Raw genomic sequence first — 15,031 nt, forward strand, 5'->3', positions numbered from 1 at the left:
GAATCCGGAGGTCAGTGCTCCGTTGCAGAGGTGACGAGTTCGGTGAGAACGCCGTGGCAGTCCTTGGGGTGGAGAAAGGTAATACGGGAGCCCATGGAGCCGATACGTGGCTCGTCGTAGAGAACGCGCACACCCTTGTCCCGGATCGCCTGTGCGTCACCGTCCACGTCCGCGGTGCCGAAGGCGATGTGGTGGACCCCCTCGCCATTCTTGGCCAGCCACTTTCCGACCGCGGAGTCCTCGCGGGTCGGCTCCAGGAGCTGGAGGTAGGAGGCGCCGCCGTCGGACGTCTCATTGATCTTGAGCATGGCTTCACGTACGCCCTGCTCCTCGTTGACCTCGGTGTGGAACACCTCGAAGCCGTATGTGGCCCGGTAGAACTCGACAGTCTTGTCGAGGTCGAAGCAGGCGATCCCGATGTGGTCGATTCGCGTCAGCATTCCCCCAGTGCAGCGCCCTGGCCGTGGTTACGCAACGTGCGCGCGATCACACTGGCTGCCCGGTGACCGCAGCACGTACCGCTCAGTACATTTGAGGTAAACCCTCGTTCACTCCTCAGCTTCGCGCTGGAAGGGGATCGTGCCTCATGTCAGGAACGACCGGTAACACCTCAGTGATCGTCGCGGGCGCCCGTACGCCCATGGGACGCCTGCTCGGCTCGCTCAAAACCTTCTCCGGCGCTGATCTCGGCGGCTTCGCCATCAAGGCGGCGCTGGACCGGGCGGGCATCGGCGGTGACCAGGTGCAGTACGTGATCATGGGCCAGGTGCTGCAGGCCGGGGCAGGGCAGATCCCGGCGCGCCAGGCCGCGGTCAAGGCGGGCATCCCGATGGGCGTGCCCGCGCTCACCGTCAACAAAGTCTGTCTCTCCGGGCTGGACGCCATCGCGCTGGCCGACCAGCTGATCCGTGCCGGTGAGTTCGACGTGATCGTCGCAGGCGGCCAGGAGTCCATGACCAACGCGCCGCATCTGCTGCCGAAGTCACGCGAAGGGGTCAAGTACGGCGCGATCGAGATGCTCGACTCGATGGCGTACGACGGCCTCACCGACTCCTTCGAGGGCATCGCCATGGGCGAGTCCACCGAGAATCACAACAAGCGCCTCGGCATCGGCCGACGCGAGCAGGACGAGATCGCGGCGCTCTCGCACCAGCGGGCCGCGGCCGCTCAGAAGAACGGCATCTTCGAGGCCGAGATCACACCGGTCGAGGTCCCGCAGCGCAAGGGCGAGCCGGTCGTCTGCACCAAGGACGAGGGCATCCGCCCCGAGACCACGGCCGACACGCTCGGCAAGCTGCGACCCTCGTTCGCCAAGGACGGCACGATCACGGCGGGTTCGTCGTCGCCGATCTCGGACGGCGCGGCGGCGGTCGTGGTGATGAGCAAGGCGAAGGCGGAGGAGCTCGGCCTTCAGTGGATCGCGGAGATCGGCGCCCACGGCAATGTGGCGGGTCCGGACAACTCCCTGCAGTCGCAGCCGTCGAACGCGATCCGCAATGCGATCGGCAAGGAGGGCATCGGCGTCGAGGACCTCGACCTCATCGAGATCAACGAGGCGTTCGGCTCGGTCCTGGTGCAGTCAATGAAGGACCTCGGGGTGTCCCCGGAAAAGGTGAATGTAAACGGCGGCGCGATCGCACTCGGACACCCGATCGGCATGTCCGGCGCGCGGGTGGTGCTCCACCTGGCGCTGGAGCTGAAGCGGCGCGGCGGCGGCGTGGGTGCGGCGGCGCTGTGCGGTGGCGGCGGGCAGGGCGACGCGCTGATCGTGCGTGTCCCGGGCAACGGCAAGTAGGAGCACTCACATGGTGGACGTCCCCCAGCTGGTTGCCCAGGCGAGGGAGGGCCGGCCACGGGCCGTGGCCCGGCTGATCTCACTCGTCGAGGGGGCGTCCCCGCAGCTGCGCGAGGTGATGGCGGCGCTGGCTCCGCTGACCGGCGGGGCTTACGTGATCGGCCTGACCGGCTCGCCGGGTGTCGGCAAGTCGACATCCACATCGGCGCTGGTGACGGCGTACCGGCGGGCCGGGAAGCGGGTCGGCGTCCTGGCCGTCGACCCGTCCTCGCCCTTCTCGGGCGGAGCGCTGCTCGGCGACCGGGTCCGGATGTCGGAGCACGCCTCCGACCCGGGCGTCTACATCCGCTCGATGGCCACGCGCGGGCATCTGGGCGGCCTCGCCTGGGCCGCGCCGCAGGCGATCCGCGTTCTGGACGCGGCCGGCTGCGACGTGATCCTGGTGGAGACGGTGGGCGTCGGCCAGTCCGAGGTCGAGATCGCGGCCCAGGCGGACACGTCGGTCGTCCTTCTCGCTCCCGGGATGGGCGACGGCATCCAGGCGGCGAAGGCGGGCATCCTCGAGATCGGCGATGTGTACGTCGTCAACAAGGCGGACCGGGACGGGGCGGACGCGACGGCCCGCGAGCTGAACCACATGCTGGGCTTGGGCGAGTCCCGCGGCCCTGGCGACTGGCGCCCGCCGATCGTCAAGACGGTCGCGGCACGGGGCGAGGGCATCGACGAGGTCGTCGAGGCGCTGGAGAAGCACCGCGCGTGGATGGAGGAGCACGGCGTGCTCCCCGACCGTCGCGCCCGCCGCGCGGCGGGCGAGGTGGAGACGATCGCTGTGACGGCGTTGCGGGAGCGGATCGGGGACCTGCACGGGGACCGGAGGCTGGGGTCGCTGGCGGAGCGGATAGTGGCGGGGGAGCTGGATCCGTACACGGCTGCGGACGAGCTGGTGGCGGGCCTGACGGAGGGCTGAGGCGACGGGGTCCGCCGGCCCCGGTGCTTCCGCGAGGCCGGGGGCGAGCCCCCGGCCTCGCGGCTGCCCCAGGTCAGTCGTCGGAGCCCTCGTCGTGGTCGTCCTTGGAGCCCTTGTCGTCCTTGGAGTCCTTCTGACCGTCCTTGCTGTCGTCCGCGGCGCCCTTGCCGTCGTCGGTGCCGGACAGCCTCCTCTCCCGGCGCGTCCCGGAGCCCGGCTCGCGCGACGAAGTGGCGCGGCTGGCCCGTACGACCAATGAACGCTGGCCGCGCTCGAAGCGTCGGTGGAGCGGCAGCGAGGCTTCGTCGCGGACGCCTCGCACGAGCTGCGCAGCCCCATCGCCTCACTGCGGACCCAGCTCGAAGTGGGCGCGGCCCACCCGGAGTTGCTGGACGGCCCGGGCGCGGTGGCGGACACCGTACGACTGCAGCAGCTCGCCGGCGATCTGCTGCTGGCCCGCCTCGACGCGGGGGAGCGGCCGGGGCAGTCCCGGCTCGACCTTGCCGCACTGGTCCGCGAGGAGGCCTCACAGCGATCCGGGGACCGCATCCCGGTGACGGTCACCGCGGCGGACGGTCTCGAAGTGACGGGCTCGCGCGGCCAGTTGGCGCGCGTGCTGGGCAATCTGCTGGACAACGCGCAGCGCCACGCCCGTACTTTGGTCACCGCATCGGTGCGCGGGGACGGCGACACCGTGGTGCTGGCGGTCGCCGACGACGGCACGGGTGTGCCGGAGCCGGAACGGGAGCGGATCTTCGAGCGCTTCGTACGCCTCGACGACGCCCGCACCCGGGATGACGGCGGTGCGGGGCCGGTTCTGGCGATCGCCCGACGTGGCCGAGCGCCACGGCGGCACGCTCATTGTGAGCCAGGGCCCGCAGGGCGGCGCGCTGTTCGAACTCCGACCCCCACAGTCGTGTGAGCTGCCTCTGAGCGGCGCGTCGGGCTGCGCGTGCCCGCCGCCTGACGGACCGGCCTCCTGCCGCCGCCTACTGCTTGCCGCGCTGCCCGCGCAGATGCTCGGCCACCGGCGACAGCGACTCCCGCAGGTCCGCCAGCGCCTCCGGCGTCAGCAGGTCGATGAAGTGCTTGCGTACGGACGCGACATGATGCGGCGCGACCTTCTGCATCGTCTCCATGCCCTGCTCGGTCAGCACCGCGTACAGCCCGCGCCGGTCCGACTCGCAGTTCTCTCTGCGGACCAGTCCTGCGTTCTCCATGCGGGTGATCTGGTGGGAGAGCCGGCTCTTGGACTGCAGCGTTGCCGCGGCGAGGTCGCTCATCCGCAGCCGCCGCTCTGCCGACTCCGAGAGGTTGACCAGGATCTCGTAGTCGTTGTTGGTCAGGCCGAACGGCTGGAGGTCCTTCTCGAGCTGGTGCATCAGCAGTCGGCTGACGTCCAGGTGGGTGCGCCAGGCGCACTGCTCGTCATCGGTCAGCCAGCGGGTGGCCGTCTCGGTCTCCATATATGGAATCTACCTAAGAAGTTGAAAGACGGACGAAGTCGGGGGGTGTGACGCCTGGCACCCAGTGCGCGAGAAGCCGCACGAGAAGCGATCCGCGCACAAAGGTGCAGGCGTTCGACGTCACACTCCGCAGACTACCGCTCACAGGCCGAAGCGACGCTGGAGGTCCCCCAGCTGACCGGGAAGACGGGGCGTCGCCCCGTGTTGGCCTGGGGCTCCGGCCCCCGCGTGACCACCCGGGACGCCCGCCTGGTGCGGCACCGCGCCCGTCGCCGTCTCCGCCATCAGCGCCTCGGTCGACTGCAGCAGCACCGTTCCGGCGCCGACGAACTCGAACTGGTGCTCCTCGCCCGAGGCCCCCCCGATCCCCGTCATCGCCCGGAGACCGCCCATCACGCCCGTCATATAGCTGTGGTCGTAGTGGTGGCACGGGGAGGGGCAGTCCGCCCAGCCCACCAGCGCCTGCGGATCCACCCGGATCGGCGGTTCCATGAAGACCACCGGACCATTGGACGCGGCCACGAACTTCCCCGTGCCGATCAGCGTCAGGAAGCCCGGCACGATCGACTGCTTCAGTGCCAGGGTCGGCTGGTACGCCAGCAGATTCCCGGACCGGATCGTCAGATTCCCCTCGTCCAGGTCGTACGAATTCACATCGAAGGCGCGGTCGGCGAGCAGCATCTTGCCGCTGCCCTCCGCCACCACCCAGTCGCTCGCGTGCAGCGGCGAGTGGAACGACGTGCGCAGCAGCCGGTCGAGCCGGCCGTGGCCGATGCCGTTGAAGTCGATGCGCCCGTAGTAGGCGATCATCTTCCCCTTCTGCAGGAACCACTGGCTGCCCTTGAGCTCCACGCAGAAGGTGTACGGATTGACGTTCTCGTCGCTCGGCAGTGTCATCGGGTCGAAGACCACAGGACCGGTCACAGCTTCTCCTCCGAGGCCTGTACGTACACCGCGCCACTGCCGCTCAGCTCCAGCTGGAAGGCCTCGCCCGAGCCGCGCCCCACCATGTCGCGCCAACCCAGCGCGGTGGAGAGCTTGTTGCGTACGTCACCGTGGTGCGCGACGTACGCCTGCGGGTCCACATGGACCGCACGCCCCGGTGTGATCGGCAGCTCGATCACACCGCCGTGCGCCATCACCGCCACCGCGCCATGGCCCTTGAGCGTGGTTGTGAAGAGCCCCTGACCGGTCACCTGACCGCGCACCATGCCCATGACCCCGCCCTGCGAGCCCATGAACATCGTGCCCTGCTGCAAGGTCCCGTCGAAGGCGAGCAGCCGGTCCGCCTCGACGTACAGGGTGTCGCCGGTCAGCTGGATCACCTGGATGTGATGGCCGCCGTGGCCGAACATCACCGTGCCGCTGCCCTCGACCGTCATCAGCGGTGTCGCCTCATTGGCCACCCGCCGCCCGATCATCGACGCAAGGCCACCCTGGCCGCCCTGGATGTTCGGCGTGAACGAAACCTCGCCCTTGTACGCGAGCATCGCCCCGCGCTGGCTGAACATCTTCTGGCCGGGCACGACCGTCGCCTCGACCATCTTGGAATTGATCTCGCGGAACGGCATCAGACGTCGCCCCCGATGGTGTTGCGCTCGCTGGGCTGTACGTAGACGAGTCCGTCGCCCTCGAAGCGGATCTGGAAGGCCTCGCCGCCGCCCTCGCCCAGGATGGTCCTGAAGGTCACGCCGGACTGGAAGTCCTGCCGCAGATTGCCCTGGTGCGCGATGTACGCGCCGGGATCGACGGACAGCGGGTATTGCGGCGTCACCCGCAGCACCACGGCAGCGCCGTCAGACATGATCGCTGCCTGGCCGGTGCCCTCGACGGTGGTGGTGAACAGGCCATTGCCGCTCGCCCCGCCGCGCAGCCCGGTGAAGGTCGTCCCGGTACGCAGCCCGGCGTCGGTGCAGAGCAGATTGCTCGCCTCGACATAGAGCTTGTCGCCGTGCAGGTTCACCAGATTGATCTCGGACGCGCGATCGGCGAAGTAGCAGGTGCCCTGCCCCTTCACCTCCATCACGGTCATCTGCTCGCCGGTGATGCGGCGGGTGACCATCCCGCGGATGCCCTCACCGCCGCCGGACATCTTCTTGAAGGCCATCTGGCCGTCGTAGGCGACCATCGAGCCGTTTTTCGCTTTGACGGCGTCGCCGGTCATGTCGACGGCGAGCACCTTGCTGCCTTGGAGTCGGAACGTTGCCACGCAGTGACGTTAGCTGGTGGTTCCGCCCCGGAACAGGTCCTCAAGGAGGATCCCGACCCTGACACTGCGCCTTTCCTGGACACCCCGGACCCCGCCCGGCGAAGTGGGCTGCCACAATGGACCGGGCGCTTGTGCATGTGTTCACAAGAACCCCTGCAAGATAAGTCCTCCTCCCACCGAAGGTGCCCTCGTGGACATCAAGACCGCCTCGTCCCTCCACCGCCTCCGCCTGGTCTCCGCGCCGGAGGCCGTCTCCTTCCTCCTGCTGCTCGTCTGCTCGGTGCTCAAGCGCACGACGGAGTTCAACGCGGTCCCGGTCATGGGCGCGATCCACGGCGTGCTCTTCATCCTGTACGTGCTCTTCTGGCTGGACGCCTGGAACCGCACCAAGTGGAACGCGAAGACCGCGGCCCTCTACTTCGTGCTCTCCGTCCTCCCCGCCGGCGGCTTCGTCGCCGAGCGCAAGCTGAAGCGCGCGGCCGACGACGAGGTCATCGCCGCCCGCGCCCGCCGCGAGGGCAAGGTCAACGCATGATCGTCGCCTTCTCCGTCACTCCGCTGGGTGTCGGCGAGGACGTAGGCGAGTACGTCGCCGACGCCGTGCGCGTCGTCCGCGAGTCCGGTCTGCCCAACCGTACGGACGCGATGTTCACCTCGATCGAGGGTGACTGGGACGAGGTGATGGACGTCGTCAAACGCGCCGTCGCCGCGGTCGAGGCCCGCGCCCCGCGCGTGTCCGTCGTCCTCAAGGCCGACATCAGACAGGGCGTCACCGACGGTCTCAGCTCCAAGGTCGAGACCGTGGAACGGCATCTCTCCGCCTAAACCGGAACGGTGGGCTGCGACACCGCCAGCGCGATCCCCAGCGGCGTCCGCTCGTACAGCACCTGATGTCCATGGCGGCGCGAGGTCAGCAGGCCCGCATCGCGCAGTACGGCCAGATGTGCCGATACGGAGGAGGGCGCGAGGCCGAGCCGGTGTGCCAGGGCGGTGGTCGTGCCCGGCTCGTCGAGCGCGGCCAGCACGGCGGCGCGCTTGGTGCCGAGCAGCCGGGCGAGCGCCTGAGGGGTGCGGCCGGCGGGCTCGGTCCACAGGACGCCGATGCCGCGGGCCGGGTAGGCGATGGTGGGCTGCCACGGTGGCTCGAAGCCGGTCACCACATCCGGCCAGCAGAAGACGCTGGGCAGCAGCATCAGTCCCTGGCCGCCGAGTTCGCGCACATGCTCGCTCCTGCCGGACAGGGGCAGGGTGCGGTCGGCCCAGCTGAGCCGTGGATGCAGCTCGGCGAACAGCCCTTCCAGGCCGGCCTGCGCCAACCGCCCCGAATGGAACGCCACATCGGCCTCGAGCAGCGCGCGCAGCCGGGGCCACTCGGGCTCGATGAGGGTGTGCCAGGCCTGCTCCATCGCATCGGCCAACTCCCGCACGGCCCGCACGGGATCGGCGAGCAACGCGCGCCCCTGCGGGCTGTCGAGAGCCCCCGGGGTGTCGGAGAGCGCCCACGCCATGTCGTGCCGCGCCGCCTCGGGGTCCACGGCGCGTACGGCGGCGATCTCCTCGTCGAACGACGCGGCGGGCCCGATCGGCGGCGGCCCCAGAAAGTCCGGGGTGTGCCCGCGGCGCGGCATGAGCAGCCACAGAGAGATGAGGTCGAGCCCGAGCGCCGCCTGCCGGATCCGCCGCAGCCAGGGGAGGTGATAGCCGTGCCGTTCGGGGCGCTTGAGGGTGCGTACGGCTTCCTGGGTCTCCCAGAGCGGAGACACCGCGAACCGGATGCGCAGGAGGTCGGCCTCGCCGAAGTGCATGTACGACGGCATGGCTCTCGCGCCCCCCCGGAAGATTCGGCGTGTGCCGAAAGTCTACGACCCGGCCTTAAGGGCTCGGCAGGCTGTCGGCCATGCCAGAAGAGAAGTTGACGGGCCCCGTCCGGCCTGGTGCGGACGGCGTGCCCGCGTCTGCTGCGGGCTTGGGCGCTGCCCGGCCGACGGGCGGCGTGACGCCTTCGGGGCCGGGAACCGGCGTGCCCGACGGGAGCGATGCGCCCGTGCCCGCCGTGGGCCAGGGTTCCGCGCCCGCCGTTGGTCAGGGCCACGTGCCCGCCATCGGCGAGGGCCCCGCGCCCGCCCTGACGGCGGGCGGCCCCTCGCCGAAGCAACGTCGCGCCGACGAGGGCGGTCGGGCCGGGTCCCGCCGGTACCGGGATGTCTTCGAAGTACGCGAGTTCCGGGCCGTCTTCGGTGCGCACCTCATGTCGTTGCTCGGCGTCGTCGTCAGCGAGATCGCGCTCACCGTGCTCGTCTACCGGCTCACCGGGTCGCCCATGCTCAGCGCGCTCACCTTCGCCCTCGGGTTTCTGCCCTACCTCCTCGGCGGGACGCTGCTCGCCGGCGTCGCAGACAAGTACCCCGCCCGCCGGGTGCTCGTCGTGTGCGATCTCCTCTGTGCCGGGTGCGCCGCCGTCATGGTGCTGCCCGTGACGCCCGTCGCCGCTCTGCTCGTGCTGCGTTGCTTCATCGCCGCCATCTCGCCCGTGTTCAACGGCACTCGCATGGCGACCCTCGCCGACATCCTGGGAGAGGGCGACCTGTTCGTCCTCGGCCGGTCGCTGCTGCGCATCGTCTCGCAGAGCGCCGTGCTCACCGGGTTCGGACTCGGCGGGCTGCTGCTCGCCGTCGTCGCCCCGCGCGGCGCGCTCGCCATCACCGTGTGCACCTTCCTCGGCTCGGCGCTGCTGCTCCGATTCGGCACCAAGCGGCGTCCCGCCCGCAGCCGAGACAGCGGCGCCCTGCTTCGCTCCTCCCTCTCCGGCGCACGGCAGATCCTCGCCGACCGCCGACTCCGCGTGCTGATGCTGCTGTTCTGGGCGCCGCCCATGTTCAGCGTGGCGCCCGAGGCCCTCGCCGCCCCGTACGCGGACGAGATCGGCATCGGCTCCGCGGGCCTCGGCCTCCTGATGTGTGCGCTGCCGGTCGGCACGATCGCCGGAGAGCTGTACGCCGGATCCGCGCTCGGCCCCGCCGCCCGCTCCCGGATCGTCCTGCCGCTCGCCGCCACCACCCTGCTGCCGCTGACCGTCTACGCAGTCACCCCCGGCCTCGGCTGGGCGCTGCTCGCGCTCACCCTGGCCGGCGCGGGATCCGCGTACACCCTGGGTCTCGACCGGTGGCTCATCGAGGAGATCCCCGAGGAACTGCGCGGCAGGGCGATGACCCTGCTGACCGCCGGGCTGATGACGATCCAGGGCGTCGGCATGGCGCTGTCCGGAGTCGCCGCGGAGTTCCTCCAGGTGAGCACCGTCGTCGCGGGCGCCGGCGCCATCGGCACCCTGTGCTGTCTGCTGCTCGTCGCGGAGACCAGGCGGACAGAAGGGCGGACCCGGGGCGGCAGAAGGGCGGACCGAAGGGCGAGACGGGGCTGACCGCCATATGACCAGTCGGTAGGGTCGGTGCCGTGCCGAAGCCGCTCAGCCTCCCCTTCGACCCCATCGCCCGAGCCGACGAGCTCTGGCAGCAGCGATGGGGACCCGTGCCCTCGATGCCCGCGATCACCTCGATCATGCGCGCGCACCAGATCCTGCTCGCCGAGGTCGACGCCACCGTCAAACCGTACGGACTGACCTTCGCGCGCTACGAGGCGCTGGTGCTGCTCACCTTCTCCAAGGCCGGCGAGCTGCCGATGTCCAAGATCGGCGAGCGGCTGATGGTCCACCCCACCTCGGTGACGAACACCGTGGACCGGCTGGTGAGGTCCGGTCTGGTCGACAAGCGGCCCAATCCGAACGACGGGCGCGGCACGCTCGCCTCCATCACCGAGAAGGGCCGGGAAGTCGTGGAGGCGGCCACCCGCGACCTGATGGAGATGGACTTCGGGCTCGGTGCGTACGACGCCGAGGAGTGCGCGGAGATCTTCGCGATGCTCCGCCCGCTGCGCGTCGCCGCGCGGGATTTCGAGGACGTGGGCTGAGGGAGGCCGGTACGGGGTCCGGTGCTCACCCGTTCCCGCGCGATCGCATGCTCCTGGTCCCCGGGTCCGTGGGGATTTTCCGGGCCGTTACGCTCGTATGCATGAAACAAAGCGTGCTGTCCCGTTACCGGGTGATGGCGTACGTCACCGCCGTATGGCTGCTGGTCTTCACCGCGGCGATCATCCTGAAGTACGCCTTCGAGGTCGGCGACACCATGCTGATCTCGCAGGTCCACGGTGTGCTGTTCATCATCTACGTGATCTTCGCCTTCGATCTGGGCTCCAAGGCGAAGTGGCCGTTCGGCAAGCTGCTCTGGGTGCTGGCCGCTGGCTGTATCCCGGTGGCCTCCTTCTTCGTCGAGCCGAAGATCTCCCGCGAGGTCCGTCCGCTGGTCACGGACGGTAACGCGGCGACCGCTGAGGCGTAACCCTCGCGGAGCCATCTGGGCCCCGTACGCATGTGCGGGGCTTCAGCCATCGACATTTACTAGGACGTCCTAGTAAATTCAGGGTATGGACGCTGACGCCATCGAGGAAGGCCGCCGACGCTGGCAGGCCCGTTACGACAAGGCCCGCAAGCGGGACGCGGACTTCTCCACGCTCTCGGGGGACCCGGTCGAGCCCGTGTACGGGCCCAGGCCCGGGGACACCTACGACGGCTTCGAGCGGATCGGCTGGCCGGGGGAGTACCCCTTCACCCGTGGCCTGTACCCGACCGGCTACCGCGGCCGCACCTGGACCATCCGCCAGTTCGCGGGCTTCGGCAATGCCGAGCAGACGAACGAGCGCTACAAGATGATCCTGGCCAACGGCGGTGGCGGGCTCTCCGTCGCCTTCGACATGCCGACCCTGATGGGCCGTGACTCCGACGACCCGCGCTCTCTCGGCGAGGTCGGCCACTGCGGCGTGGCCATCGACTCCGCCGCCGACATGGAGGTCCTGTTCAAGGACATCCCGCTCGGTGACGTCACGACGTCCATGACGATCTCCGGGCCCGCCGTCCCGGTCTTCTGCATGTACCTGGTCGCCGCCGAGCGTCAGGGCATCGATCCGGCCGTGCTCAACGGCACACTCCAGACCGACATCTTCAAGGAGTACATCGCGCAGAAGGAGTGGCTCTTCCAGCCCGAGCCGCATCTGCGTCTGATCGGCGACCTGATGGAACACTGCGCGCAGGGCATCCCCGCGTACAAGCCGCTCTCGGTCTCCGGGTACCACATCCGCGAGGCGGGCGCGACGGCCGCGCAGGAGCTCGCGTACACGCTCGCGGACGGCTTCGGCTACGTCGAGCTGGGGCTGAGCCGCGGCCTGGACGTGGACACCTTCGCGCCCGGCCTGTCCTTCTTCTTCGACGCGCACCTCGACTTCTTCGAGGAGATCGCCAAGTTCCGCGCGGCACGCCGGATCTGGGCGCGCTGGATGAAGGAGGTGTACGGCGCGAAGACCGACAAGGCACAGTGGCTGCGCTTCCACACCCAGACCGCGGGTGTCTCGCTCACCGCCCAGCAGCCGTACAACAACGTCGTACGCACCGCGGTCGAGGCGCTCTCCGCGATTCTCGGCGGCACCAACTCCCTGCACACCAACGCCCTGGACGAGACCCTCGCCCTGCCCAGCGAGCAGGCCGCGGAGATCGCGCTGCGCACGCAGCAGGTGCTGATGGAGGAGACCGGCGTCGCCAATGTCGCCGATCCGCTGGGCGGCTCCTGGTTCGTCGAGCAGCTCACCGACCGTATCGAGGCCGACGCCGAGAAGATCTTCGACCAGATCAAGGAGCGTGGCCGTCGGGCGCACCCGGACGGGCAGCACCCGATCGGCCCGGTCACCTCCGGCATCCTGCGCGGCATCGAGGACGGCTGGTTCACCGGCGAGATCGCCGAGTCGGCCTTCCGCTACCAGCAGTCCCTGGAGAAGGGCGACAAGCGGGTCGTCGGCGTCAACGTCCACCACGGTTCGGTCACCGGCGACCTGGAGATCCTGCGGGTCAGCCACGAGGTCGAGCGCGAGCAGGTACGGGTCCTGGCGGACCGCAAGACCGGCCGTGACGACGCGCGCGTACGGTCCTCGCTGGACAAGATGCTGGCCGCGGCCCGGGACGGCTCGAACATGATCGAGCCGATGCTGGAGGCGGTCCGCGCCGAGGCCACTTTGGGCGAGATCTGCGATGCGCTGCGGGACGAGTGGGGGACGTACACCGAGCCGCCCGGCTTCTGACGTTCCGTACGGCCTGTACGCCGGCCCGGTCCGCACGCTTGCGGGGACCGGGCCGGCGGCCCTTCCGTCGGCCTTCCGTCGGCCTTCCATCGGCCTTCTGCCGGCCCTTCTGCCGGCCCTTTGTGTTCAGCCCTGCAGCGAGGCCAGCCCCGACACCAGCAGCGTCGTGAAGCTGCGCGCCCAAGCCTCGTCCACCGGCTCCGCGCTGACCAGTGCCCGGTGCACCACCGCTCCCGCGATCACGTCGAAGATCAGGTCCGCGCTGCGGGCCGCCGCCTCCACGTCCTGCTCGTACGGCAGTTCGCCGCGGGCCTGCGCGCGTGCCCGGCCCTCGAGCACCAGCCGCTTCTGCCGGTCGACGATCGCCGAGCGGATCCGTACGCGCAGGGCGTCGTCCCGCGTCGACTCCGCGACCACCGCCATCAGCGAGGTCTTCGCCTCCGGCCGGGCGAGCAGCGAGGCGAACTGCAGCACCACGCCCTCCACATCGGCGATCAGGCTTCCGCGGTCGGGGAGTTCGAGCTCGTCGAAGAGTATGGCGACGGCGTCGACGACAAGCTCGCTCTTGTTCGCCCAGCGGCGGTAGAGGGTGGTCTTGGCGACCCCCGCGCGGGTGGCCACATCCCCCATCGTCAGCTTCGACCAGCCCAGCTCGACGAGCGCCGCCCGCGTCGCCTCGAGGATCGCGGTGTCGGCCTCAACGCTGCGGGGGCGTCCCGTACGACCCGTACGTGCTGGTTTGGGGCGGGTGTGGCTGCACATGACGGCGACCATACCGGCGGGTAGGCGTCCTGTTGTGAGCCAGTTCACCGGAGGAATCTCACACGGGACGGCGCGAGTGCAGATACGCTACGACTCGTAGCGAAAGCCTTCAGCGGCTCGAGCGACGACCACAGGCGCCAGGTGGGGACCCGGTGCCGAACATTTTCGCCAGTGCGGCGGTCTCTTGGCCGTCTTTTTCACATGCGCGCGCGGAAGGGGGAGGATGTACTCATGCAGCCTAGGAACATGTCCATGAGCGGCGTCGTCGACCTCGCCGCTGTGAAGGCGGCCAGTGAGGCCAAGGCAAAGGCGGAGCAGGCCCGTGCCCAGGCCGCCCGCGAGGGCGGCGGCGGTGCCGTATCCCCTACGAGTCTTGTGATCGACGTCGATGAGGCGGGCTTCGAGCGCGACGTCCTCCAGCGCTCCACCGAAGTCCCGGTCGTCATCGACTTCTGGGCCGAGTGGTGCGAGCCGTGCAAGCAGCTCAGCCCGCTGCTGGAGCGACTGGCCCAGGAGTACAACGGCCGGTTCGTACTGACCAAGATCGACGTCGACGCCAATCAGATGCTGATGCAGCAGTTCGGGATCCAGGGCATCCCGGCCGTCTTCGCGGTGGTGGCCGGCCAAGCCCTGCCGCTCTTCCAGGGCGCGGCCCCGGAGGCCCAGATCCGCCAGACGCTGGACCAGTTGATTCAGGTCGCCGAGGAGCGCTTCGGCCTCACCGGCATCACGGTCAGCCCGGACGAGGCGGGCGTCGAGGCTTCGGCCGCACCCGTCGTGCCGGAGGGGCCGTACGACGCCCTGCTGGAAGCGGCCGTACAGGCGCTGGACGCGGGCGACTTCGGCGGCGCGGTCCAGGCGTACAAGAACGTGCTGTCCGACGACCCGGGCAACACCGAGGCGAAGCTGGGCCTGGCCCAGGCCGAACTGCTCGCCCGCGTACAGGACCTGGACCCGCAGAAGGTGCGCCAGGAAGCGGCCGACAATCCGGCCGATGTGCAGGCCCAGATCGCGGCGGCCGACCTGGATCTGGTAGGCGGTCATGTCGAGGACGCCTTCGGCCGATTGGTCGAGACGGTGCGTCGCACGACGGCGGAGGACCGCGACGCGGCACGGGTGCGGCTCCTCGAACTCTTCGAGGTGGTCGGCCCGGAGGACCCGCGGGTGACGGCGGCGCGCTCGGCGCTGGCGCGGGTGCTGTTCTGAGTCATGTTTGAAAGATCCGTCCTGAACGCTCCGTTCCGTCAGGTCTGACGGTTTTGCGGCGGCGGCGCCGGTGAAGCGCCGCCGCCGTTTTGGCGACACAGTGACAAAAGAGGCTGCGCTTTGCCAAAACTTGGCAAATGCAGACGCTGTTACTCGCAGTAAATCAGGGCTCTTGTTCTGTCCGCTTATTAGCGGCAATCCACCCTTCTGGTGCAGCACTGTGTGGCACCCTGCGTTGCCACCCGGCATCAGGCCGTCGTGGCGTGGTTATCAGGCCGTTACTAGCGAGTAACGAACCCCCTTGTGCCCCGGCCTGGAATGGACCAACATCGGCGACGCTCGGTCCAATACCGCACCAGCTCGGCCCCCAGCCGTGCCGCGGAACCTTGGGTCCCCACCGAGTCGGCCGGCGGCAGTGGCGCCGGTCGCGGACAGGGGGGTTCCTGCCG

The 15,031-nt window shown here is 69.6% G+C and carries 16 protein-coding genes and 1 pseudogene; 10 read left to right on the forward strand and 7 right to left on the reverse strand.

The genetic code is table 11. The annotated features are described in order from the left end of the window. Nucleotides 1–11: 11 nt before the first annotated feature. The gene (gene mce, locus ACH492_RS09150; RefSeq protein ID WP_398984373.1) at nucleotides 12–440 is read right to left on the reverse strand and encodes a methylmalonyl-CoA epimerase; all 429 of its coding nucleotides are present in this window, start codon (nucleotides 438–440) and stop codon (nucleotides 12–14) included. A 146-nt stretch (nucleotides 441–586) separates the two neighbouring features. On the opposite strand from mce, the gene ACH492_RS09155 reads away from it, so the two are divergent. From ACH492_RS09155 to ACH492_RS09165, 3 genes and pseudogenes are all read left to right on the forward strand, one after another. After that, complete coding sequence (locus ACH492_RS09155) at nucleotides 587–1,795, forward strand: acetyl-CoA C-acetyltransferase (RefSeq protein ID WP_398984374.1); 1,209 nt, start codon at nucleotides 587–589, stop codon at nucleotides 1,793–1,795. A 10-nt stretch (nucleotides 1,796–1,805) separates the two neighbouring features. After that, the gene (gene meaB, locus ACH492_RS09160; RefSeq protein WP_398984376.1) at nucleotides 1,806–2,762 is read left to right on the forward strand and encodes a methylmalonyl Co-A mutase-associated GTPase MeaB; all 957 of its coding nucleotides are present in this window, start codon (nucleotides 1,806–1,808) and stop codon (nucleotides 2,760–2,762) included. Between the two features lie 191 nt (nucleotides 2,763–2,953). Continuing rightward, nucleotides 2,954–3,679, forward strand: a pseudogene (locus tag ACH492_RS09165) (sensor histidine kinase); the annotation flags it as partial. 72 nt (nucleotides 3,680–3,751) lie between these two features. Here ACH492_RS09165 and ACH492_RS09170 read toward each other — a convergent pair. From ACH492_RS09170 to ACH492_RS09185, 4 genes are all read right to left on the reverse strand, one after another. Then, on the reverse strand, nucleotides 3,752–4,228 hold the full coding sequence (locus ACH492_RS09170) for a MarR family winged helix-turn-helix transcriptional regulator (protein WP_398984378.1): 477 nt from the start codon (nucleotides 4,226–4,228) through the stop codon (nucleotides 3,752–3,754). 141 nt (nucleotides 4,229–4,369) lie between these two features. Further along, nucleotides 4,370–5,152 (reverse strand): AIM24 family protein, encoded by a 783-nt coding sequence (locus tag ACH492_RS09175; RefSeq protein WP_398984379.1) that lies wholly within the window; start codon nucleotides 5,150–5,152, stop codon nucleotides 4,370–4,372. Next, complete coding sequence (locus ACH492_RS09180) at nucleotides 5,149–5,799, reverse strand: AIM24 family protein (RefSeq protein WP_389178037.1); 651 nt, start codon at nucleotides 5,797–5,799, stop codon at nucleotides 5,149–5,151. The genes ACH492_RS09175 and ACH492_RS09180 overlap by 4 nt, the downstream gene beginning before the upstream one ends. Then, nucleotides 5,799–6,437, reverse strand: coding sequence for an AIM24 family protein (locus ACH492_RS09185; RefSeq protein ID WP_356226151.1), 639 nt, complete (start codon nucleotides 6,435–6,437; stop codon nucleotides 5,799–5,801). Before ACH492_RS09185 ends, ACH492_RS09180 begins: the two co-directional genes overlap by 1 nt. A 190-nt stretch (nucleotides 6,438–6,627) precedes the next feature. Between ACH492_RS09185 and ACH492_RS09190 the strand changes: the two genes are divergently transcribed. Further along, nucleotides 6,628–6,972, forward strand: a complete 345-nt coding sequence (locus tag ACH492_RS09190; protein WP_398984382.1) for a DUF3817 domain-containing protein — start codon at nucleotides 6,628–6,630, stop codon at nucleotides 6,970–6,972. Then, nucleotides 6,969–7,262: an MTH1187 family thiamine-binding protein gene (locus ACH492_RS09195; RefSeq protein WP_307661037.1), complete on the forward strand. Its 294-nt coding sequence runs from the start codon at nucleotides 6,969–6,971 to the stop codon at nucleotides 7,260–7,262. Before ACH492_RS09190 ends, ACH492_RS09195 begins: the two co-directional genes overlap by 4 nt. On the opposite strand, the gene ACH492_RS09200 is transcribed toward ACH492_RS09195, so the two are convergent. Beyond that, nucleotides 7,259–8,254: a DUF5937 family protein gene (locus tag ACH492_RS09200; RefSeq protein ID WP_398984384.1), complete on the reverse strand. Its 996-nt coding sequence runs from the start codon at nucleotides 8,252–8,254 to the stop codon at nucleotides 7,259–7,261. The genes ACH492_RS09195 and ACH492_RS09200 overlap by 4 nt on opposite strands. A 203-nt stretch (nucleotides 8,255–8,457) precedes the next feature. On the opposite strand from ACH492_RS09200, the gene ACH492_RS09205 reads away from it, so the two are divergent. The 4 genes from ACH492_RS09205 (at nucleotide 8,458) to ACH492_RS09220 (ending at nucleotide 12,614) form a co-directional block, all read left to right on the forward strand. Further along, nucleotides 8,458–9,855: an MFS transporter gene (locus ACH492_RS09205; protein ID WP_398984386.1), complete on the forward strand. Its 1,398-nt coding sequence runs from the start codon at nucleotides 8,458–8,460 to the stop codon at nucleotides 9,853–9,855. Between the two features lie 32 nt (nucleotides 9,856–9,887). Next, nucleotides 9,888–10,400 carry a MarR family winged helix-turn-helix transcriptional regulator gene (locus ACH492_RS09210; protein ID WP_398984388.1) on the forward strand — a complete coding sequence of 171 codons (513 nt, stop codon included), beginning with the start codon at nucleotides 9,888–9,890 and terminating at the stop codon, nucleotides 10,398–10,400. 101 nt (nucleotides 10,401–10,501) lie between these two features. Continuing rightward, nucleotides 10,502–10,828, forward strand: a complete 327-nt coding sequence (locus tag ACH492_RS09215) for a DUF3817 domain-containing protein (RefSeq protein WP_398984390.1) — start codon at nucleotides 10,502–10,504, stop codon at nucleotides 10,826–10,828. Nucleotides 10,829–10,913: 85 nt separating this feature from the next. Next, nucleotides 10,914–12,614 carry a methylmalonyl-CoA mutase gene (locus ACH492_RS09220; RefSeq protein ID WP_398984392.1) on the forward strand — a complete coding sequence of 567 codons (1,701 nt, stop codon included), beginning with the start codon at nucleotides 10,914–10,916 and terminating at the stop codon, nucleotides 12,612–12,614. Nucleotides 12,615–12,740: 126 nt separating this feature from the next. Here ACH492_RS09220 and ACH492_RS09225 read toward each other — a convergent pair whose 3' ends face one another. After that, nucleotides 12,741–13,388, reverse strand: coding sequence for a TetR/AcrR family transcriptional regulator (locus ACH492_RS09225; protein WP_398984818.1), 648 nt, complete (start codon nucleotides 13,386–13,388; stop codon nucleotides 12,741–12,743). A gap of 219 nt (nucleotides 13,389–13,607) precedes the next feature. Here ACH492_RS09225 and ACH492_RS09230 point away from each other — a divergent pair, with 219 nt between their 5' ends. Next, nucleotides 13,608–14,582 carry a tetratricopeptide repeat protein gene (locus ACH492_RS09230; RefSeq protein WP_398984394.1) on the forward strand — a complete coding sequence of 325 codons (975 nt, stop codon included), beginning with the start codon at nucleotides 13,608–13,610 and terminating at the stop codon, nucleotides 14,580–14,582. Nucleotides 14,583–15,031 lie beyond the last annotated feature (449 nt).

Origin of the sequence: Streptomyces sp. NPDC019443, assembly GCF_044389785.1 — a bacterium.
Classification (GTDB): Bacteria; Actinomycetota; Actinomycetes; order Streptomycetales; family Streptomycetaceae; genus Streptomyces.